Source organism: Devosia sp. YR412 (assembly GCF_900110945.1).
GTDB lineage: Bacteria > Pseudomonadota > Alphaproteobacteria > Rhizobiales > Devosiaceae > Devosia.
Genome location: NZ_FOFL01000001.1, coordinates 1015833 through 1037259, shown reverse-complemented (window position 1 = coordinate 1037259; position 21427 = coordinate 1015833). Strand labels below are relative to the sequence as shown.

Here is a 21427-nt window from a genome sequence, read left to right as displayed (position 1 = left end):
GAGGCGCTGCCCAAATCCGGACACTACATGCCGCTGCGCGACATCGCCATCGTGAAGAAGCCGGAGACCCAAACGCGAAAATCCGAGATTTTGCCGATGTCTTAGCGCCTCACCATGCATCCACATTCAATTCTCAACCGACAATCCAACTGCCCGAAATTGTCAGTTGGGCTGAACTATAAGAAACCTATCAACCGCCTGCTACCAAAGGACTGTCCCGTATGCTTGCCCCATTTGCCGGAATTCACTGGCTCGCCGTTGTCGCTGGCACATTTGTCTTCGCCGCGCTTGGCGCTGCCTACTTCATGGCGATCGTTCCCAAGCAATATCTCTACGTAACCGGGCGAGAAAATCTGCCACGAGAGCAGCAGGCGACGCCTGGTCTGATCTTTATCCTTGGACCCATTCTGTGCGGCCTAGTGAATGTCATCGCGGACGCATACTTCATTGCAGCTCTTGGCATCACCCATTCTGGTGACGCGGCGCTGCTTGGCCTGATCATCGGCCTGGGCTTTCTGGTGCCGATGGCGTTCAACATCGCCATCAATCCACTGTTCCCCCGCCCTCTGCAGTATGCCCTGCTGAACGCGCCTTATTTCCTGGTCTCAAACATTATCGCCTGCATCCTGCTGGTTGTGATCCCTTGGTAGGACCATCGTACATATTTGCCTGACAGACAGGATGTGATTGGTAACCCCGGGCCGAGACCCGGGGTGATTGGCCTATGCCCGCAGCTCAGCCAAAATGCGGCTGGTGATATCGACATGTTCCTTAAACACGGCGTGTGACAGGGTCGCCAGATGGCGGCCATGCATTTCGGCCATGTCCGTGTTGCTCGCCGACGAGTTAGCGAGGAAGCCTTCGGCCAGGTCGCGCAGATACTCGTGGTTTTCGAGCTGTGCCTGGATATAGGCCACGTCAAACTCTGCGCCGGACGCAGCTTCGATCTTGCTCAGGGTCGCCTGGGCCTTCTCATCCATCGCCGGCACTTCGGTGCCGAGATCACGCAAGACCTCGGTGACCGCCATCGCCTCGGCAAGCTCGTATCCGGCAAAAATCTTGGCGTGTTCGTTGGTCGCCTTCTCAACGGCGATCTTGCTTGTCGCCAGCGACAGCTCGGCAGGCCCAATGACGCCGTTTCGGAAATCCGCTTCTGTCTTTGCCGCTTTGGGGTCGATCATAGCGGCGAATGCGGCGGTGCGAAGGATTAGCGGGGAGGCTATCGTCATAGCCACCCCCGTCAGAATTACACGACGATCCATATTGTCTCCTTGATGCGCACTCGGCGGGAGGCCGGGCATTGGCGCATCGCGGACCACAAGGATGCGCGGCCACATACGTTCCGTCACGTTTCAGCGGATCTGTTACCGCGAATACGAGGGTGGTAGCTTCGCGGGGCCAAAGCAGACAACACTAAACAGTCCCGCCTTCGCTGGCCGTGCAGCGTCCGTTAAATAGAGCGACAACACCGCAGCTAACAGGCTTGGTCGAAAACGCACAGAGCCGCTTGGGAAGATGCTCCCGCTGCGGCCGCCGCGCCTCACGTGGCAACACCCCTGTCATCAATACCTTCGCGCGAGCACGCGCACGTTCCAATTGTGGCGCTGAGGGGGCAGTTTGGCTGACAGAAACGTTATCGCGCATTTTAAAGGCTCAAATCCAAGGATTTGATTCCGATCACTTTTTTCACCGCAACATAACGCGGAACGCATGCACCCCGAGCGGATTACCCTCCCCGACACCGCAACAGCGGGTCACTCATGAGAGACACGCAAGTGTAACTCCCACGCCCGCAGAACGGGCAACGAAGAAGGAACAATAAAATGTCGATTCTTGATAATCTTCTTGGTGGTGGCGACAACGCTTCCATCTCTGAGAACTCGGATACTTCGAACAATGAAGTGGGCGCTAATCCCGTCTTTGGCTTCGCTCTCGAAGATGTCCTGCATTCGTCCAGCACCGATGATGACGGCGACTCCTCGTCGTTCACTGGCATTGGTGGTCTGAGCCTCGGCCTCGGCGCTCCGATCTATCTGGGTTCCAGCTCGTCCAGCGACAGCTCGGACACGCAGGTGACCGATAGCGATAGCGGTGGCCTGCTGGGTGGCCTGCTTTAAGCAGGGTCCACAGGATTTGGCGGGGTTCGCAAGAACCCCGCCTTTTGCGTCTCAGGGTGTTCGAATGGCTGCCGACAAAAACAATAATGAACTGAGCACTGCCGTTCGGGAACAGGTCCCGCATTTTGCGGTCGCGGGCGTGTTCAGCGGCGTCATCAATCTGCTCTATCTCAGCTCCCCGCTTTATCTGATGCAGATCTACAACCGCGTACTGGTGTCCGAAAACGTCACCACGCTGGTACTGCTCACGCTCATTCTCGTTTGCGCTTTGCTGACAATGGGCGCACTCGATGCGCTGCGCGCCCAGCTTCTGGTTCGCGCTGGTATGCGGCTCGACCGCTCACTGGCCGGACGCGTTTTCGATGCGCTGGTGCGCAAGTCGGCGCGGCTGGGCTATTCCAAGGGCAGCCAAAGCCTGCGCCAGCTCGATCAGTTCCGAACCTTCATCACCGGGCCGGGCATCTATTTCGCCTTCGACCTGCCCTGGATCCCGCTCTATCTGCTGCTGCTTTTCTTGATCCACCCCGTGCTGGGCATCGTGTCCACCGTTGGCGCGGCTATTCTGCTGCTGCTGGCTCTGGTCAACGAGCGCACGACGCGCCCCTCGCTGCGGGTTGCTGAGAGCGAGGGCAACCGGGCCTATGCTTTCAGCGAAAACATCCTGCGCCATTCCGATGTGGTCGTCGCCATGGGCATGCAGCCCGCCATTGAAGGCCACTGGCAGCGCAGCCGCGATACCATGCTGGCCAGCCAGGGCATGGCCAGCGATCGCAATGCGGTAGTGTCTTCGGGAATCCGCTTTGCCCGTCTCTTACTGCAGGCGCTGATGCTGGGCGCCGGCGCTTGGCTGGCCATTGGCGGCTCGATCCAGCCGGCCACTATCTTTGCGGCCTCTATCATCATGGGACGCGCACTGGTGCCGGTGGAACAGGGTGTCGCGACCTGGAAACAATTTACCGAAGCGCGCAGCGCCTATCGCGAAGTGGGCAGGCTGCTGGGTGAAGTGCCCAGTCGCGAAGAAAAGACCGTGGTGCCCGCCGACCGGAACGGCTTGGATGCCGAACATCTGGTCTATGCACTGCCGTCGCGGCCCGAACCCATCCTGCGCGACATCAGCTTCTCTATCCGGCCCGGCGAGGCCATCGGCATCGTCGGCCCGAGCGGCTCCGGCAAGTCGACCCTGGCCAAGCTGATCATCGGCGCTGTTCCGGCGAGCTCCGGCACGCTGGCTTTTGGCGGGCTGAGCTACAGGAACTGGGACCCGACCTTGCTGGGCCGCAACATCGGCTATCTGCCTCAGGATGTCGGCCTCTTTGCCGGCACAGTACGCGAAAACATCGCGCGTTTTGGCGAGGCCGACATTGAAGAAATCGTCATCGCAGCCAAAAAAGCCGGCATCCACGACATGATCCTGGGCCTGCCCAAGCAGTATGATACCGAGCTCGGGCCGGAGGGTGTTGGGCTTTCCGGGGGACAGCGCCAACGTCTGGGGCTCGCCCGAGCACTGCTCGGCCAGCCGGCGCTCTTGGTGCTCGACGAGCCCAATGCCAATCTCGATACCGCCGGCGAAACTGGCCTGCGCCACGCGCTGGACGCACTCAAGGCCAGCGGCACCACCATCGTGCTGGTTACCCATCGCACCACCGTGCTCGAGGTTGTCGATCGGCTGATGTTCATCCGCAATGGGCGCCTCGAAATCCTCGCCCCGCAGGAAGAGGTCTATCGCCACATCAAGGAAACAGTGGTTCCGGAAATGAAGGCGGCCGAGTGATGACCCCGAGCGAAACGCTTCAGAAAAAGTTCATGAATCCGGGTACGCCGGCCAGGCTAGGTGCCGTGGTCATCGTGGTCTTCATCATAGCCATGCTTGGCTGGGGCGCGCTGGCCCCGCTGTCCGGCGCTGTCGTTGCCAATGGCGTGCTGCAGGCCGAAGGCGGCCGCAAGGCGGTGCAGCATCCCTATGGCGGCGTGGTCTCTAAACTGCTGGTGCGCGAGGGGGATACCGTGCGGGCAGGGGAGGTGCTGATGCGTCTCTCCGATGCCGAACCCAAGGCGCAGTTCGAAGTGCTCGCCTCTGAGCGCGATACGTTGCTGGCGGCACAGGGCCGGCTCCTCGCGGAACAGGCTGGAGAAACCGAACCGCGCTTTGGCGATAGTCTGTTGTCGCACGTTGATCAGCCAGGCGTGCAGCAGGCGATGAACAGCGAGAGGGCGCTGATGGCCGCCCGAGCCGAGCAGTTCGAGACGAGCGCCAATGTGCTGGAACAGCAGAAAGCCCAGTTGGCAGAGCGCGTCACCTCGGCTGAGGCGCAGATAGCCGGGCTAGAAACCCAACGCGCGTCGATCGCCGGCGAGCTGGAAGATGCGAAGGCGCTGCTGGCGCAGCAGCTGATCGAGCGCAATCGCGTGCTGGAACAGGAACGCGCGCTCAATGATATCGATTCCCAGATTTCCGTGCGGCGCAGCGATGTCGCTTCGGCGAGCAAGGCCATGGCGGAAGCCGATTTCGAGATTGCGGGACTGTCGCGTGAACGCCAGTCCGAGGTGAGCGAAGGCCTGCGCGCCAACCAGGCCGCGCTCGCCGGTCTGACGCCACGCCTTGCAGCGGCGCAGGATGCCTTGGCCCGCACCGAAATCGTCGCCACGGACAATGGCACGGTGGTGGGGCTCGCAGTCTATACCGAGGGTGGGGTGATCTCGCCTGGGCAGGAGCTGCTCGGCATCGTGCCCAGCGACGCGCCGATGATTGTCGAAGCGCAGATGCGGCTGGCCGATGTGACCGACGTGGCGCGCGGCGAAATCGCCGATCTGCGGCTGCTGTCGCTGCCGGCCTCGACCCGCCCGCGTCTCAGCGGCACGGTCCAGACCGTCTCGGCCGACCGCGTCGTCGATGAGCGAAGCGGGCAGTCCTATTACGCGCTCCAGATCGCGCTCGATGCGCAGCAGGTGGCCGAGGCGGGCCTTGATCTCACATCCGGCATGCCGATCCAGGTGGTCATTCCCACCAAGGGTCGCACACTCATTGACTATCTCACCAGTCCGCTGCTCGACGAAGTGAGCGGCGCTTTCCGCGAACGATAAGGAGGCTTCCATGGCACCGCGCAGGCAGAAGCGGCAGGACGACACCAGTACGAGGCCACAGCAGGCCGCACACGCGCCAGTGGCAGAAGCCATCGCCATCGGCGCCGCGGCAGGCGGTCTGGTGCTGGGCACCATGCAGGCGCAGGGCGCTATGCCGGATGGCCAGGACGTGGCGCCTTCGCCAGCGCCGGACACGGCCCAGCGACACGACGGAGAGACCTTGGCAGCTCAGGCGGCCGACACCGAGGCGCCTGCACCGGAAAGTGCCCCGATTGCTCCCCAGCCGTTGGTGCATCAGGCGGACCCCGCGCAGACCCCGCCGCCCGTATCTGCCTACTCACTGCCGCAAGGGGCGACCGATGTCGCTGTCGCCAATTCCATCCCGGCTCCGATGCAGACCCAATTGGTGAGCGAGCTCTCCGAGCAGATGACGGCAACCCTGGTCAAGGTGATCGGCAATGCCGAGCCAGGCCTGTCAGCGGATGATCTGGGCCAGTCCATCGCCGGCGACATAATGGCCTCCGCCCAGCAGATCGTGGCCAATCTCGATATCGGCTCCCTTCTGGCCGAGACCCAAAGCCTGCCTGACGGCATTCTGGCTCAGATCGACCCGCCCGGCATCATTGCAAATGTGCTGGATGCGACCTCGGGGATCGCCGACGGAGTGCTCGGTGAGGTAGCTGATATCCCATCCAGCATCCTGGGTGACACGGACCTGTTGGACCTGCCCTCGTCGCTGCTTGGCAATGACGGCCTGGAAGGGTCTGGCGGCCTGCTGTCGGAAATCTTCTACGCTGACGGTGCCAGCGACAGTCTCGAAATTCCCCTGCTGGGTGAGGTGGCCAGCACATTCATGACCGGCGGCGACGGTGGTGGGTTGGGGCTGCTTGGTCTAAGCTATATTGACGTGACCGATCATCAGTCAGGCAACGGCCTCAACGCCCTTAGCCTGCTCTAACGGGTGGTTGGACAGTATGCGCTGCCAAATTCTTCGCATCGCGCCGGCGAACGGCACCCGGTGGAAATAGTTCCTGCGTTTTACTTGCTCACTGGTTAAATGTGATCGAAACTTGATCACCTCATCTCCGTAGCTGCTTGCAGTTACCAGCCAACGGAGACTTCGATCATGATCACCGAATCCAGGCTTACCCGGCGCCACCTGCTTAAATGGACCGGCGCTGCCGGCACCGTGGCAGTTGCCGGTGCCCTGCTGCCCAACTTCGGCATTTCCGCCGCCCTCGGCGCCGAGCTGGGCGATGGCGATATCGGCGTGCTGAACTATGCCTATGCACTCGAACAACTCGAAGCGGCCTTCTATACGCAGGTTCTCGAAACGCCGTTCGGCGAGATGCAGGTTAATGATGAACGCATCCTGCGCCAGATCCGTGATCACGAAATCGCCCATCGCGATTTCCTGAAGGGTGCCCTTGGTCGCAATGCCATCCCGGGTCTTGAGGTGGATTTCTCCGCCGTCGATTTCTCCAGTCGCGCCAGCGTGCTGGGCACGGCAGACGTGTTCGAGAACCTGGGCGTCGCAGCCTATAATGGCGCCGGCCAGCTGATCTCCAACCCCGATTATCTCGTGGCCGCCGGTTCGATCGTCTCGATCGAGGCCCGGCATGCGGCCGCCATTGCCGACCTGCTTCGGCCCTTCAGCGCGGAAGCCGCCGGTCGCGGCAATGTCGATCACCAGGGACTCGATGGTGCCCTGCTGCCGTCCAAGGTGCTCAATGCCGCGGCGCCTTTCATCAAGACGCCCGTCACCGCCGCAACCCTGCCGTAAGGATTTTCGCCATGAGCAATCACAATTCCATCCTGAGCGCGATCGAGCCTGAACTGGCCGATACCATCGTCGCAGGCCGTCGCACGATGTTCTCCCGCTATGCCAAGGCGGCAGGCATCATGACCAGCGCGCCGTTGGTACTGGCGCTGGCGTCCAACCAGGCCTTTGGCCAAAGCCTGCCCAAGATAATCGAGGACACGCTCAACTTTGCCCTGACGCTGGAATATCTCGAAGCGGCCTTTTACAAGCAGGGCAATGCCTCCGGCGTCATCCCGAGCAAGTACAAGTCGGTGTTCCGAACCATCGGCCAGCATGAAGACGCTCATGTGAAGCTGCTCAAGGGCGTGCTGGGTTCGGCCGCCGTGGCGGCGCCGGGCGTCGATTTCACTGCCGGTGGCAAATATGCCGACGTCTGGGAGAACTTCGACACCTTCCTTACCCTTAGCCAGACCTTCGAAGACCTTGGCGTCGCCGCCTACAAGGGTCAGGCCGGCAATCTTATGGGCAGCAAGGAAGTTCTCACCGTTGCACTCCAGATCCATTCGGTGGAAGCACGTCACGCCTCGGAAGTACGCCGCATCGGCCTCAAGTTCGGCTGGGATGGCGCCTTCGACAAGCCGTTGAGCAAGAGTGCCGTACTGGCCGCAGCAACACCCTTCCTCGCTTAGTCGCATACAGAACAGGTGGCCTAGTTCACCAAATCTTCGACCAAACTTCCCCAGCGTCTTGACGCTGGGGTTTTTCGTTTGGGGCTCGGGTGAGCTACCAGATGAAGCCAGGCGTCCGGTTCTTTCACACTCCGCACTAAAAGCGGTCAGGCCGCTTGCCACCCATCGCTGTCGCTCAGCCAAGGTCTTCAGTGCGCGCTAATGACACACTTCAGCGGTGTTAGATTCCACCTGGATCGACCAACTCCATCAATCGGCGGATCAGTCGAGGCTTTAACTACGCGTTGGAAATGAAGCGAGGGTGGCGTAATATTCCATTATGAGAAATGTCGGCAAACCGCACGCGTACCTTCCGCGTACCATCGGTCCAACGAACCTGACCACGAACAGGAACCGCCAAGTAAGGGGTCTCGCACTCAACTGCCTCTAAAGATTTCAGCAAGATCCTGCGTCCCGTTGAGGTCCAGCCAGTCCCCACACGGCCTCGATAAGTCCACTGGTCTCCTTGATGGCTTGCCACAAGCAGCGACTTTACGATCGATTTAGCCGGATCCATTTGCCAGCCGATTACCGAATAGCTCTCCTCTTGAAAAACTTTCACCTTGACCCAGTCTGATGAGCGTTTGCCGGCTAGGTAGGGAGCGCTAGCGCGTTTTGCGATGATGCCTTCATGACGGTTCTCAACCATCTCATTGAACAGTGCATCTCCCGCCGCGGTTTGGAATGGGACGAGGCGAACGCATCCCGTGCCATCCAATGCAGCGATAGCCGAGGCTAGCAGCACTTTCCGCCGGCAGAGTGGAAGGTGAGAGACGTCCTCACCGTCAAGCCTCAGCACATCGAAGACGTAAAGACGGAAGGGGCCACCGTGATGAAAAGTCTGGTTTAATGTACCGAGGTCGGTTCGGTCGTTCTCAGAGCCATCACACAACTCCGCGTCGAGGATTAAATCCTTAAACCTGAGGGCCTCCAAAGCTGGAAGCAGGGTCCTCAGCTTCTCCGAGACATCGATGCCAGAGCGGGTAAAAAACCGAACTGCTCCACCTGTGATCGAGACCTGCAGGCGGTATCCGTCATACTTGCGTTCGTAGTACCAACCGGCTCCTTGAGGCGGCTTCGCCGAAAAGGCAGCGAGCTGAGGCAAGATGAAATTGGCGGACGCAGTATGGAAGGCGGTGACAGGTACGGGCATTGCATAGTCCTGTTCGATCTGGCCAGGACGATTCTGTGAGGCGCGCGAAAAGTTGCTATCCTCTGCTCAGAGACGTTCCCAGTTCACTGGCTAGCAGATGTTAGCGTTTTTGATGCCGCGAGTAATTTCCGCCAACTCTCAATCCGTCTGGAAGTCTGTCAGCATGACATAGCCGTCACCTCAATCGGAGGCAGTGTCATCCCGAGGCTGTTCCACGTAGTTGTTGTCAGACTTTAGGGTAGTTGGATCTTAGGACGCCAGGACGGGCTGTCGTGCTGAGCGAATTTAAGCAAGAGCCCGCATCCAGCTGCAGTGGTGGAGCTGGCAGGGCGAGAAAGTCAGACCAGGGTGAGTAAGAAGGCAGTCGGAACGGTTGTCTGGGCAGCAAGGGCGCAGGGGATTAGATGGATGCAGCATGTGTAGGGAAGGGAAGTCTTGCGAACATATCTGGATCTGCCAGTTCATTTTACAGTTGTGAGCTGCGTTAGCGCCAGTCTCATGGGCCTAGGGGGGTAGCGTTGCGGGCGGTAAGCGCGGTCTCGAAAGCGGAACCAATTTGGTGACGAAACTCATGAGCTTTCCCCCGATACTGGCACAGAACCTTGTCACACTGAGCCATTCTGCTAGTGCTTTTGAGTCTTGTAAGTCCATGAAAAATATGAGATATTGCTGTCGGATTTGGGGATCCTGGCACCCCAGCCAATTTCCCGCCAAGTTATTGAACCTGCTCGGCTCAGACGCAGCAATGCGTTTCTGTGGACAGCAACTGGATTGTATGGTGGTCGCTTGCCGGCTGTTTCGCACGGCTTCGTCGCGACCAGTGATCTATCGAGGCAGGTGGAACGCGCCATTAAGGCAAGCTGCTTGTCATGCCCGAAACGGGCCGTCGCTTAAGCCCTCGACGAGATCGAGTGGCACCACCTTGCGCACGACGCCCAGCGGATATTGGGCGGCATAGGCCGGCATGGTGGCCAACAGCGCCTCAGCGAGCTGGATGCCCAGGTCGCGCAGGGAGAGGCTGAAACAGGTGAGCTTGGGGTTGAGATAGTGCGCATGCGGGCTGTCGCGGCCAATGACGGCGAAGTCCCGGCCGGGTCGTAACCCGGCATCGTGCAACCCCCGATAGAGACCAACGGACATGACTTCATTGGTCAGCACGAAACCGGTCGGCCGCTGATCAGGCGGCATGGCCGCGATCCGCTCGGCAATGTCGTGACCGCCGCGCTCATTGGGATGGGCGACGAAGATCATGGCGGGATCGAAAGGAATGCCGTGTGCGGCCAGCGCCTGCCGATAGCTCTCGATGAAGACAAAGGCCAAGTTGCTATCGTCATTGGTCGAGAAGACGCCGATGCGGCGATGACCCTTTGCTACCAAGCGCCCGACGCCTACCCGCGCCATGCCCTCGAAATCGAGATCGAGCCAGGGCTGGCCGGCATCGGTCAGGCTGCGACCCAGGGCGATGAAAGGGATATTGCGCTCGGACAGATAGTCGATGCGATGATCGTGGCGCTTGGTAGCCGAGATGATCAGGGCATCGGCGAAGCCCCGCGCCACGACGCGCTGCAGATAGGCGTCGGGGTCTTCTTCCGACGAGCACAGCAGGGCGACAAGGTCGAGCTGGTGCCGAGCGAAGACGGTCTGCACGCCATCGAAGACGCTCATGAAGAAGACGTCGCCCTCGCCAGTGACCTCCGAGCCGGTCTGCATCATGAAGCCGACTACGCCGGTGGAGCCCTTGCGCAGGGCGCGTCCGGCCTGATTGGGCACATAACCCATGCTCGCGGCTGCTGCTAGCACGCGCTGGCGCGTCTGCTCGTTCACATCGGGCTTGCCATTGAGGGCGCGCGACACGGTACCGATGGAAATATCGAGCTCCTGCGCTAAGCGTTTGATACCCTTCATGTTTTCGGAATCCTTCCCCAGCCGTCAAGCATCACCAGAAACGTTTACGAAATTGCATTGACACAGATTACCTCCCGACTATAGCGTCGTAAACGTTTACGGGGCATGCGTTCTGACAGCCGCACAAGACGGCGCAGGCGCATGATCCGAGGAGGATCAATGACATTTACGGCCGTTCTTGCGGGTTGCGGAGCTATGTCTAGAGGGTGGCTGTCGGCGCTGGCCGAGCATCCCCTGCTGGCTGGTCGCGTCGAGGTCGTCGGGCTGGTCGATCTTGATCGCGCCACGGCCGAAGCGCGGGCTGCCGAGTTCGGCCTGTCGGCAGCGGTGATTGGCACAGACCTCGATGCCGTGCTCGCAGAGACCAAGCCCGACCTGCTGTTCGACGTGGTCATTCCGGCGGCAAGGCAAGGCGTGGTCGAGACCGGCCTGCGCCACGGCTGTCATGTGCTCAGCGAAAAACCGATGGCGGCGACGCTTGAAGCCGGCCGGCAGCTCATCGCTGCAGCGAAGGCGGCGGGACGCGTTCATGCGGTGGTGCAGAATCGGCGCTTTATTTCAGGCGTCCGGCGCATTCGCCGGCTGATCGAGAGCGGCGCCTTGGGCGAGCTGACGGCGCTGCATTGCGACTTCTTCATTGGTGCGCATTTCGGCGGTTTCCGTGAGCAAATGGAAAACGTCCTGCTGCTCGACATGGCCATCCACACCCTGGATGCCGCGCGCTTCATGGCCGGGGTCGCGCCCAAGGCGGTCTATTGCCTCGAAACCAATCCCAAGGGCTCCTGGTACGGCCATGGCGCCGCTGCCAATGCGATTTTCGAGTTCGACGAGGGCGTGGTGTTCAACTATCGCGGTTCCTGGAGCGCCGAGGGCGCCAATACCAGCTGGGAAAGCGCCTGGCGCATTATCGGCACCAGAGGCACACTGATCTGGGACGGTGGCGAGACGTTTGATGCCCGCGTGGCGGTGGATGGTCCCGGCCTGCTGCGTGACGCCGTCGCCATGGATGTGCCAGCCCCCGCTGATATCGAGCAGACCCACGGCCATGCCAGCGTATTGGCTGAGTTTCTCGACGCCATCGAGCAGGGCAGGGCGCCCGAGACCGCCAGCACCGACAATATCAACAGCCTCGCCATGGTGTTCGCCGCAATCGAAAGCGCGCGGACCCGCCAGCGCGTCACCATTTCAGTCTAGGACCTTTCCCGTGAGCAACCCCGCCAAGTCCATCCGCATCGGCACCATGATCCAGGCCACCGCCGGCAAGGGCGCCGAAAATATTGCGGCCATCGCCGATCTTGGCTTCGAGAGTTTTGAGCCCTTCTTCTGGCAGACCACCAATGGGCAGGACATGGCTGAACTGGGCAAGCGCAGCCTCGATGCCATCGGCAATCGCGACATCACCATTTCCACGATCGGCATGTTCGGCAATCCGCTGGAAGACCAGGAAATGGATCGCCAGACGCTGCAGGGCTGGAAGGACTGTATCGACAATGCGCATCATTTTGGCGCCACCACCGTGGCCGGCTTCACTGGCCGTGTGCGCAACAAGCCGCTGACCGACAGCCTGCCGCAGTACAAGAAGGTCTGGTCGGAACTAGCCAAGCGCGCTGCTGACAAGGGCGTCAAGATCGCCTTCGAGAATTGCGCCATGGATGGCAACTGGGCCAGCGGAGACTGGAACATCGCCCATAATCCCGACGCCTGGGAGCTGATCTTCAACGAGACGCCGGATGACAATATCGGCCTCGAATGGGAGCCCTGTCACCAGATGGTCTATCTGATCGACCCGCTGCCGCAGATTCGCAAATGGGCGCCAAAGTTCTTCCATGTGCATGGCAAGGACGCGACGATCCGCTGGGAGGTCATCAAGGAACACGGCATTTTCGGCAAGGAGCCCTTCGTCTTCATGCGCACGCCGGGCTTTGGCGATACCAACTGGACCGACGTCATCTCCGAACTACGCCTCGCCGGCTACACCGGCTCCATCGATATCGAAGGCTGGCATGACCCGGTCTATCGCGGCGACCTCGAAATGACGGGCCAGGTCCGCGGCCTCAACTATCTCAAGAATTGCCGGGGTGGCGATTACATCGCCGCCGCCGGCTAGGCGCTGAGCGGGGCCGGGGAGGGCTCTGCAAGGCATTGTCGTGAGCAGCAAGTCTGCATTTTGGGAGGAAGTCTATGACGCTGAAATCAATTGGCCTGATGGCCGGCATCGCCTTGGCTGCAATGAGCATGGCCGTACCCGCCATGGCTCAGACTGTGATCAAAGTCTGGTCGATCGATGGGGCCAATGCGCCCGGCATCGCCGACACGTTGAGCAAGGAATTCAACGAGAAAAACACCGATATTCAAATCGACTATCGCATCGTTCCCTTCGACGATCTGGTCAACGAGGCCCTGCGCGCCTTCGCCACCGGCCAGGCCCCGGATATCATCTCGCTCGATAATCCCGACTTTGCGCTGTTCTCCTCGCGCGGCGCCTTCCTCGATATCACCGAGCGCGCCGCGGCTTCTGACGTCATCGACACCAGCGTCTATTACGAAGGTCCGCTCAATTCGGTGAGCTGGGATGGCAAGCTGTTCGGCCTGCCCAAATATACCGACACCATTGCCCTGTTCTACAACAAGGACCTGTTTGCCAAGGCCGGCATTGCCGAAGCACCCAAGACCTGGAGCGAACTGGTCGACACGGCTGCCAAGCTGACCGACCCGGCCAGCAATACCTATGGCATCACCTTCTCGGCCCGCGCCGGCGAAGAAGGCACATTCCAGTATCTGCCCTGGATCCAGATGGCCGGCGGCAACTATGACAATGTCAACGTCCCCGGCGCCGTCGAGGCGATCGACGACTGGAAGGCAATGATCGACGCCAAGTCGGCCAGCCAAGACGTCTTGAGCCTCGGCCAGTGGGACTCCACCGGCACGTTCAATTCGGGCAATGCCGCCATGGCCATCTCGGGCCCGTGGGAGCTCAACCGCATGTCGACGGACGCCAAGTTCGATTGGGGTGTGGCCCTGCTGCCGACCCAGACTGAAGGCGGCGCGCGCTCCTCGGCACTGGGTGGCTTCAACTGGGGCATCTTTGCCAGCACAAAGCATCCCGACGAGGCCTTCAAGGTCCTGGAATACTACATCAGCCAGGATGAGCGCATGTTCCCCGAATTCTCCAGCATTCCCGCCCGCAGCGATATCGCCCTGCCGGAAACCGGCGTGCCACTGAAGGATGCGGCGCTGAAGGTGTTCCAGGAACAGCTGCAATATGCCCAGCCGCGTGGTCCGCACCCGGAATGGCAGAAGATTTCCAAGGCCATCTATGACGCAATGCAGCAGGTTTTGACGGGCCAGGTCCCTGCCCAGCAGGCACTCGATCAGGCACAGGCCACCATCAAGGGCATCACGGGCTAACCTCCTCCCTGACATGGGCCGGCCGGAGCGATCCGGCCGGTCATATTCTTCTTCCCTGGGGGTCCCATGTCCCGTTTCTTCAACAGCATGCGCGACGGCGTGGGCTTCGACCTGATCCTCGTCGGCGCGGCCATGCTGTTCCTTCTGGCCCTGGCCGGCCTGCCGCTGGTCTATAATGTGCTGATGAGCTTCCAGCAGGTGGATATGTTCACCCTGGGCTCGCTGATCCGGCCCTTTGCCGGCTTCACCAATTATGTCGCCGTGGTCGCCCAGCCCGAATTCTGGCTGGTCACCAAGAATACGCTGATCTTCGTCTTTGCCTCCATGGCCGGACAGTTTGTCATCGGCTTTGCGCTGGCTATTTTCTTCGCCCAGAACTTTCCGGGCGCATCGACAATCCGCGGCCTGTTCCTCGTCTCCTGGGTGATGCCCGGCCTCGTCGTCGGTGCGCTGTGGAGCTCGATCCTCGCCGGTGACTTCGGAGTGCTCAATTTCCTGCTCCGCTCGGTCGGACTGATTGAGGGCACGATCTTCTGGAAGTCCGACCCCAATTTCGCCCTCTGGGCCGTGGTCATCGCCAATATCTGGCTGGGCCTCGCCTTCAACATGCTGCTGCTGTCGGTCGGTCTTGCCGCCATTCCGCGCGATCTTTACGAGGCCGCCGAACTCGACGGCGCCAATGCCTTCCAGCGTTTCTGGACCATCACCCTGCCGATGATGCGCTCGACGATCGGCGCCGTTATGTCGCTGGGCCTGATTGGCACGCTGCAGCAGTTCGATCTCTTCCCCGCGCTCACCGAAGGCGGCCCAGCCAACACCTCCACGGTGGCTGGTTACTGGGCCTGGCAGATGAGCTTCCAGCTTTATGACTTCGCCAAGGGGGCCACGATTTCGGTGATGATGTTCGTGCTCGTGCTGTTCGCCTCGGTGGTCTATGTGCGCTCGACCCGCCATGAGGTGCGCGGATGACCCGGCCCTATGTTCCCTGGCTGCTGCTTGGCCTCGCGCTGGCGCTTGCGGCCGTCTATCTCTTCCCGCTCTATTGGATGTATGTGACCAGCCTCAAGACCGGCTCGGAAATCTTTGCCAATCCGCCGACGTTTTGGCCCATGGCGCCCGACCCCAGCATCTATCCGGCGGTCTGGACGCGCCGGACCATGGGCACCTTCATGTGGAACTCGGTGCTCATCGCTTCAGGCGTCACCGCCATCACCGTGGTGCTGGGCACCGGCTGCGCCTATGTGCTGGCCCGCTATCGCAGCGCCTGGATCGATTTCGGCCTGTTCCTCATCCTGATGCTGCAGGTCCTGCCGGCCTCGGTGATGATCACGCCGCTCTTCGTCGGCTTTAACCAGATCGGCCTGCTGAACTATCCGCGCACCGCGGTGGTGCTGGCCGCAGCTGCCAAGGCCATGCCCTTCTTCGTCGTGCTGGTCCGCGCCACCTTCATGAGCGTGCCACGCGAGTTGGAGGAGGCGGCCCTGGTCGACGGCAATTCGCGGGTCGGGGCGTTCTTCTCCATCGTGCTGCCGCTGGCGCGCAATGGCATCCTGGTCTGCGCCATCCTCACCTTCATGAGCGCGTTTGGTGAATATATCTATTCCAAGTCGATCATCCAGGACACCAGTCTCCAACCGGCCAGCGTCGGTCTCTCGGGCTTCCTCGGCCCCAATTCCACCGACTGGAACTCCATCATGGCCTATTCGGCGATCTATGTGACGCCGATCCTGGCCGTCTTCGTCCTTCTGCAGCGCCGCATCGTCTCCGGCCTTACCTCGGGAGCCCTCAAATGAGTGCACAGATCGAGCTCAGCAATATCGAAAAGCACTATGGCGCTTTCCACGCCCTCAAGAACGTCAGCCTCACCATCGAAAAGGGCAGCTTTGTAGCGCTTGTCGGGCCCTCGGGCTGTGGCAAGTCCACCCTGTTGCGATCTATCGCGGGCCTTGAAACCATCAGCGGCGGCACGCTCAAGATCGCCGGCGCGGTGATGACCGGCGTGCCGCCACGCAAGCGCGACGTCGCCATGGTGTTCCAGAGCTACGCGCTCTATCCGCATATGACGGTGGAGGAAAACCTCACCTATTCGCTACGCCTGCACGGTGTGGGCAAGGCTGAGGCCAAAGCCAAGGCGGCCGAAGTGGCCGCGACGACAGGACTCTCCGCCCTGCTCAAGCGCTACCCGCGCGAACTATCCGGCGGCCAGCGCCAGCGTGTCGCCATGGGTCGCGCCATCATCCGCAATCCCAAGGCTTTCCTGTTCGACGAACCGCTGTCCAATCTCGATGCCGCGCTTCGCGTCCACATGCGCAAGGAAATTCGCGCCCTGCACGACCGGCTGGGCGCCACATCGGTCTATGTCACCCATGACCAGATCGAAGCCATGACCATGGCCGACCATGTCGTGGTGATGCGCGACGGGGTGATCGAACAGCAGGGCAGCCCGCTCGAACTCTATGACACGCCGGTCAGCAAATTCGTCGCCGGTTTCATCGGTTCGCCAGCGATGAATTTCGTGCCGGGCACTATTGCGGCCGACGGGCAATCGGTGCGGTTGGAGTTGGAAGGCAATCCGGTGCTGCCGCTAGGTCGAACGATGGAGGTCGGCCGCCAGGTAATGGTGGGTCTGCGCCCCGAGCATCTTGTCATCGCCGAGGGCGGCGACGTCGCCCTGCAATTGCCGGTGGCGGTCGTGGAGTCAACCGGCTCGATGACCTATGTGGCGACGAACACAACGCCAGAGCTGACGGTGGTCGAGACACGCCGCACCCATCTGCAGGCTGGAAATACCATCGGGATCACTATCGATCCCGGTCATATCCACATGTTCGATCCCACGACAGGCCTCGCCATCTAGGAAAGCAGCCAGAAAGCAGCAATGCCCGACTGGCCGGCCCACTATCTAACGAGCAAGGCTCGGCGGCCGTCAGTCTTCCGTCCTTTCGTCAACGCGCCACCAATTTTCGTTGCCCCCGCGACCTAGCCGCCGTGGTTGATCATCACATGCCGGACGGCGGTATAGTCCTCCAGCGCATAGGACGACATGTCCTTGCCATAGCCCGACTGTTTCAGCCCGCCATGCGGCATTTCATTGACCAGCATGAAGTGGGTGTTGATCCAGGTGCAGCCATAGCGCAGGCGCGCGGCGGTCTGCATGGCCTTGCTGACATCGCTGGTCCAGACCGACGAGGCGAGGCCATAGTCGCTGTCATTGGCCCAGGTGATGGCGTCTTCCGGGTCCTTGAAGCGGGTAATGGAAACCACGGGGCCGAACACCTCGCGGCGGACGATTTCGTCCTCCTGGGTTGCGCCGGCAATCACCGTGGGCTGGAAGAAATAGCCGCGCTCGCTGGCCGGCTTGCCGCCGGTGGTGATGGAAATATGCGGCAGTTCGGCGGCGCGTTCGACAAAGCTCGCCACCCGGTCGCGCTGGCGGCGCGAGATCAGGGGCCCGATTTCGTTGAGCGTATCGTCGGGATCGTTGAGCTTGATGGTGGAGACGGCAGAGCTGAGGTCGGCCACCAGCCGATCGTAGATCTTGTCGCCGGCATAGATGCGGCAGGCGGCCGTGCAGTCCTGCCCGGCATTGTAGAAGCCGAAGGCGCGCAGGCCGGTTACGACAGACTCCAGATCGACGTCGTCATAGACGATCACCGGCGCCTTGCCACCCAGCTCGAGATGGGTGCGCTTGACCGATTTGGCGGCAGCCTGCAGCACTTTCTTGCCGGTCGCCACGTCGCCGGTGATCGAAATCATGTCGATCCCCGGATGGTTGATCAGCGCATTGCCTACCGTATCACCACGACCCAGCACCAGGTTGACCACGCCCTCGGGCAAGATGTCGGCCATGGCGCGGATCATCTTGAGCGCGCTCAGCGGCGTTTGCTCGGAGGGTTTGAACACCACGGTATTGCCGCCGGCAATGGCCGGGGCGAGCTTCCAGGCCATCATCATCAGCGGATAGTTCCACGGTGCAATGGAACCGACCACGCCGATCGGATCGCGGCGGATCATCGAGGTATGGCCGGGCAGATATTCGCCCGACACGGTGCCGGTCATCGAGCGGACCGCGCCGGCAAAGAAGCGGTAGCAGTCGACGATGGCGGGGATTTCGTCATTGATCACGGCATTGATCGGCTTGCCGCAGTTGAGTGCTTCGAGCGCCGCATAGCCGGCCGAATCGCGCTCGATGGCATCGGCAATGCGCAGCAGATAGCCCGAGCGCTGACCCGGCGTGGTGCGAGACCAGGTGACGAAGGCTTTCTTGGCCGCCGCCACCGCCCGGTCGATCTGGTCGAGCGAGGCCTCGGGAAGCTTGAGGATTTCGGCGCCGGTCTTTGGGTTGAGGATGATCTCTTCGATTTCCGTGCCGGCCTCGAAAGAAGAGCCGATCAGCATCTGTGTGTCCAAGAAAAGTCCTCCTCGTTATTTGCCGCTGCCGGCGATCTGGTCGCCGTCGCGGGTCAGGTAAAAGGCCAAGAGAATGGGAATGGTGGTCACCAGCACCACGACGACGGCCACCACATTGGTCACCGGGCGCTGGCGCGGTCGCACCAGTTCCTCGAGCATCCACAGCGGCAGGGTCTGCTGCTGGCCGGCGGTAAAGGTGGTGACGATCACTTCGTCAAAGCTCAGCGCAAAGGCCAGCATGCCACCGGCCAGCAGCGCCGTGCCGATATTGGGCAGAATGACGTAGCGGAAGGTCTGGAACTGGTCGGCGCCGAGGTCCATGGAGGCTTCGATCAGCGAGCCCGAGGTGCGGCGGAAGCGGGCGACGGCATTATTATAGACCGTCACCACGCAGAAGGTCGCGTGACCCACCACGATGGTCCAGAAGGAAAAGGGAATGTCGGTCATACCAAAGGCCGAGCGCAGCGCGATGCCGGTGATGATCCCGGGCAAAGCGATCGGCAGGATGACCAGCAGCGAAATCACTTCCCGGCCGAAGAACTTGCTGCCCGACACCGCGGCGGCGCAGAGCGTGCCCAGCACCAGCGCGATGGCGGTGGAAATGGTCGCGACCTGCACCGACAGCGTCAGCGCTTGCCAGACATCAGTTCGGCCCCAGGTGACGCCGAACCATTGCAGCGTGAAGCCCGGCGGCGGCCATTGATAGGTCCGCTCCTCGGTGGTGAAGGCATAGACAAAGATCAGCAGCAGCGGCGCGATCATGAAGACCAGCCCAGCACCGGCGGCCAGTTTCAATCCCCAGGGGGCGCGGGGAGCATCAGAGCGCATCGAAGGCCCCCTTGCGCTGCGCCATCCAGAGATAGAGGCCCATGATGACGATCGGCACCACTGAGAAGGCGGCGGCCAGTGGGATATTGCCGGCGGTGCCCTGATGGGCATAGACCGCCTGGCCGATGAACAGCCGCGACGAGCCGACAATCTGGGGAATGATATAATCGCCCAAGGTCAGCGAGAAGGTGAAGATCGAGCCGGCGATGATCCCGGGCAGCGCCAGCGGGAAGATGACATGGCGGAAGGTTTGCCACGGCGTGCCGCCGAGGTCGGATGAGGCGTCGGTCAGATTGACCGGGACCCGCTCCAATGCCGCCTGCGTCGGCAGGATCATATAGGGCATCCAGACATAGACAAAGACCAGGAATGTTCCGGTATAGCTGATCGACAGCGATCCCCCGCCCACTACCGGCAGTCCGAGATAGGCCTCCAGCGCGCCGGTCAGGTGCAGCTGGGCGAAAATCCAGTTGAGAATGCCTTCCTTGGCGAGGATCAGCTTCCAAGCATAGATCTTGACCAGATAGCTCGACCACAGCGGCAGCATCACCGCGAGATAGAACATGGCCTTCCATCTGCCGCGCACATAGCGCGCCGCCATATAGGCGATGGGAAAGGCAATCACCGCCGAGGCCAGCGTCACCGCCATGGCCATCAGCACGGTGCGGATGATGATGTCCAGATTGGCCGGGCGGAACAGCTCGCCATAGGTCTTCAGCGTCAACACGTCATAGTCGACCATGCCGGAAAATTCGTCGATGGCGTAAAAGCTCTGCATCAGCAGCGCCACGAGCGATCCGACATAGATCACGCCCAGCCAGAGCAGCGGCGGCACCAGCAGCAGGAAGACCAGCAGCTTTGGCCGGCGCCAGAACAGGTCGGACAGGCCGGTCAGCGGCCCGCGGCGATGCTCGAGAAAGGCGCTTGATGCTGCGCTCATGGCGTATCGTCCATGCGATGCAGCGCGGAGGGATCAAAGTCCACGGTGACCACGCTGCCCTCCAGCGGTACACCGGCGCCCGACGGCAGCACGGCATGCAGACGCTGGCCGCCGAGGTCGACGGTAATGCGGGTGGTAGCGCCGAGATAATTGCGCGCAACGACCGTGCCTGTCAGGTCCGGTTGGCCGGCGCCTGCCGTGACGGTGATGGCTTCGGGCCGCAGGCTGGCCCAGCTCGCTTTGCCCGTCGTACGCGCCACGAAATCGGGCGGCAGCACATTGGACGAGCCGACGAAGTCGGCGACGAAGCGGGAGGCCGGCTTGAGATAAATCTCCTCGGGCGTGCCCACCTGCATGATCTTGCCAAGGTTGAACACGGCGATCCGGTCGGCCATCGACATCGCCTCGCCCTGGTCGTGCGTGACGAAGATAAAGGTGATGCCCAGCCGCTTCTGCAGGCTTTTCAGCTCCTCCTGCATCTGCTCGCGAAGTTTCAGATCCAGCGCACCGAGCGGCTCGTCGAGCAGCAGCACCTTGGGCTGATTGACCAGTGCCCGCGCCAGGGCCACGCGCTGGCGCTGGCCACCGGACAGTTGCCCCGGCCGACGCATGCCATAGCCGGCAAGCTTGACCATATCCAGCACCGCCTCTGCCTGGCTGTAGCGCTCGGCAACCGGCACTTTGCGCAGCATCAATGAATAGGCGACATTGTCGATGACGTTGAGATGGGGAAACAGCGCATAGTCCTGGAACACGGTGTTCACATTGCGCTTGTAGGGCGGTACGCCCTCGGCCCGTTGGCCGAAGATCGACAGCTCCCCCGAGCTCGGTTGCTCGAAGCCGGCAATCACCCGCAGGCAGGTGGTCTTGCCCGAGCCCGACGGTCCCAGCATGGCAAAGAACTCGCCTTCGGCAATATCGAGGTCAATGGCGTCGAGCGCCAGCACCTCGCCGAAGCGCCGCGTAATGGCTTTGAGGGAGACAGCGGTAGTCATGTCTGGTCAGTGCCCCAACCTGGGCCCCGTTGCCGGGAGCAATGGATATGCCGGTCAACCTGTCCGGTCGTCAGCGTCGGCGGCAAGCCGGGGTGAGGGA

General features: G+C 61.4%; 20 protein-coding genes. 13 read left to right on the top strand and 7 right to left on the bottom strand.

Annotation, left to right across the window (positions count from 1 at the left end):
- Positions 1-221 precede the first annotated feature (221 nt).
- Positions 222-650 carry a DUF1761 domain-containing protein gene (locus BM045_RS04965; protein ID WP_092180188.1) on the top strand — a complete coding sequence of 143 codons (429 nt, stop codon included), beginning with the start codon at positions 222-224 and terminating at the stop codon, positions 648-650.
- 72 nt (positions 651-722) lie between these two features.
- On the opposite strand, the gene BM045_RS04960 is transcribed toward BM045_RS04965, so the two are convergent.
- Positions 723-1262 carry a DUF4142 domain-containing protein gene (locus tag BM045_RS04960; protein ID WP_170848376.1) on the bottom strand — a complete coding sequence of 180 codons (540 nt, stop codon included), beginning with the start codon at positions 1260-1262 and terminating at the stop codon, positions 723-725.
- A 561-nt stretch (positions 1263-1823) separates the two neighbouring features.
- On the opposite strand from BM045_RS04960, the gene BM045_RS04955 reads away from it, so the two are divergent.
- The 6 genes from BM045_RS04955 (at position 1824) to BM045_RS04930 (ending at position 7649) form a co-directional block, all read left to right on the top strand.
- Complete coding sequence (locus BM045_RS04955) at positions 1824-2117, top strand: hypothetical protein (protein WP_092180184.1); 294 nt, start codon at positions 1824-1826, stop codon at positions 2115-2117.
- 64 nt (positions 2118-2181) lie between these two features.
- Positions 2182-3888 (top strand): type I secretion system permease/ATPase, encoded by a 1707-nt coding sequence (locus BM045_RS04950; protein WP_092180182.1) that lies wholly within the window; start codon positions 2182-2184, stop codon positions 3886-3888.
- 32 nt (positions 3889-3920) lie between these two features.
- Positions 3921-5198 carry an HlyD family type I secretion periplasmic adaptor subunit gene (locus tag BM045_RS04945; protein ID WP_170848375.1) on the top strand — a complete coding sequence of 426 codons (1278 nt, stop codon included), beginning with the start codon at positions 3921-3923 and terminating at the stop codon, positions 5196-5198.
- A 10-nt stretch (positions 5199-5208) separates the two neighbouring features.
- The gene (locus BM045_RS04940; protein WP_092180178.1) at positions 5209-6156 is read left to right on the top strand and encodes a hypothetical protein; all 948 of its coding nucleotides are present in this window, start codon (positions 5209-5211) and stop codon (positions 6154-6156) included.
- Between the two features lie 168 nt (positions 6157-6324).
- A complete protein-coding gene (locus BM045_RS04935; protein WP_092180176.1) occupies positions 6325-6981 on the top strand; it encodes a ferritin-like domain-containing protein in 657 nt (218 codons plus the stop codon).
- Between the two features lie 11 nt (positions 6982-6992).
- A complete protein-coding gene (locus BM045_RS04930; protein WP_092180174.1) occupies positions 6993-7649 on the top strand; it encodes a ferritin-like domain-containing protein in 657 nt (218 codons plus the stop codon).
- 277 nt (positions 7650-7926) lie between these two features.
- Here the strand turns inward: BM045_RS04930 and BM045_RS04925 are convergent, their stop codons facing one another.
- Together BM045_RS04925 and BM045_RS04920 are read right to left on the bottom strand one after the other, a co-directional pair.
- Positions 7927-8841: an ATP-dependent DNA ligase gene (locus BM045_RS04925; RefSeq protein ID WP_092180173.1), complete on the bottom strand. Its 915-nt coding sequence runs from the start codon at positions 8839-8841 to the stop codon at positions 7927-7929.
- 867 nt (positions 8842-9708) lie between these two features.
- A complete protein-coding gene (locus BM045_RS04920; protein WP_092180171.1) occupies positions 9709-10746 on the bottom strand; it encodes a LacI family DNA-binding transcriptional regulator in 1038 nt (345 codons plus the stop codon).
- Positions 10747-10905: 159 nt separating this feature from the next.
- Between BM045_RS04920 and BM045_RS04915 the strand changes: the two genes are divergently transcribed.
- From BM045_RS04915 to BM045_RS04890, 6 genes are all read left to right on the top strand, one after another.
- A complete protein-coding gene (locus BM045_RS04915; RefSeq protein WP_092180169.1) occupies positions 10906-11940 on the top strand; it encodes a Gfo/Idh/MocA family protein in 1035 nt (344 codons plus the stop codon).
- Between the two features lie 10 nt (positions 11941-11950).
- The gene (locus BM045_RS04910) at positions 11951-12853 is read left to right on the top strand and encodes a sugar phosphate isomerase/epimerase family protein (protein WP_092180167.1); all 903 of its coding nucleotides are present in this window, start codon (positions 11951-11953) and stop codon (positions 12851-12853) included.
- 74 nt (positions 12854-12927) lie between these two features.
- Positions 12928-14154, top strand: coding sequence for an ABC transporter substrate-binding protein (locus tag BM045_RS04905; RefSeq protein ID WP_092180165.1), 1227 nt, complete (start codon positions 12928-12930; stop codon positions 14152-14154).
- Between the two features lie 66 nt (positions 14155-14220).
- Positions 14221-15123 carry a carbohydrate ABC transporter permease gene (locus tag BM045_RS04900; protein ID WP_092180163.1) on the top strand — a complete coding sequence of 301 codons (903 nt, stop codon included), beginning with the start codon at positions 14221-14223 and terminating at the stop codon, positions 15121-15123.
- Complete coding sequence (locus BM045_RS04895; protein WP_092180161.1) at positions 15120-15947, top strand: carbohydrate ABC transporter permease; 828 nt, start codon at positions 15120-15122, stop codon at positions 15945-15947. Before BM045_RS04900 ends, BM045_RS04895 begins: the two co-directional genes overlap by 4 nt.
- Positions 15944-17011: an ABC transporter ATP-binding protein gene (locus BM045_RS04890; protein ID WP_092180159.1), complete on the top strand. Its 1068-nt coding sequence runs from the start codon at positions 15944-15946 to the stop codon at positions 17009-17011. The genes BM045_RS04895 and BM045_RS04890 overlap by 4 nt, the downstream gene beginning before the upstream one ends.
- A gap of 122 nt (positions 17012-17133) precedes the next feature.
- Here BM045_RS04890 and BM045_RS04885 read toward each other — a convergent pair whose 3' ends face one another.
- Genes BM045_RS04885 through BM045_RS04870 form a run of 4 tightly spaced genes read right to left on the bottom strand, consistent with a single transcriptional unit; the run spans position 17134 to position 21327 of the window.
- On the bottom strand, positions 17134-18564 hold the full coding sequence (locus tag BM045_RS04885; RefSeq protein ID WP_092180157.1) for a gamma-aminobutyraldehyde dehydrogenase: 1431 nt from the start codon (positions 18562-18564) through the stop codon (positions 17134-17136).
- 15 nt (positions 18565-18579) lie between these two features.
- The gene (locus tag BM045_RS04880) at positions 18580-19392 is read right to left on the bottom strand and encodes an ABC transporter permease (RefSeq protein ID WP_092180155.1); all 813 of its coding nucleotides are present in this window, start codon (positions 19390-19392) and stop codon (positions 18580-18582) included.
- On the bottom strand, positions 19382-20332 hold the full coding sequence (locus tag BM045_RS04875; protein ID WP_092180154.1) for an ABC transporter permease: 951 nt from the start codon (positions 20330-20332) through the stop codon (positions 19382-19384). The genes BM045_RS04880 and BM045_RS04875 overlap by 11 nt, the downstream gene beginning before the upstream one ends.
- Positions 20329-21327, bottom strand: a complete 999-nt coding sequence (locus BM045_RS04870) for an ABC transporter ATP-binding protein (protein ID WP_092180152.1) — start codon at positions 21325-21327, stop codon at positions 20329-20331. Before BM045_RS04870 ends, BM045_RS04875 begins: the two co-directional genes overlap by 4 nt.
- Between the last annotated feature and the right edge of the window lie 100 nt (positions 21328-21427).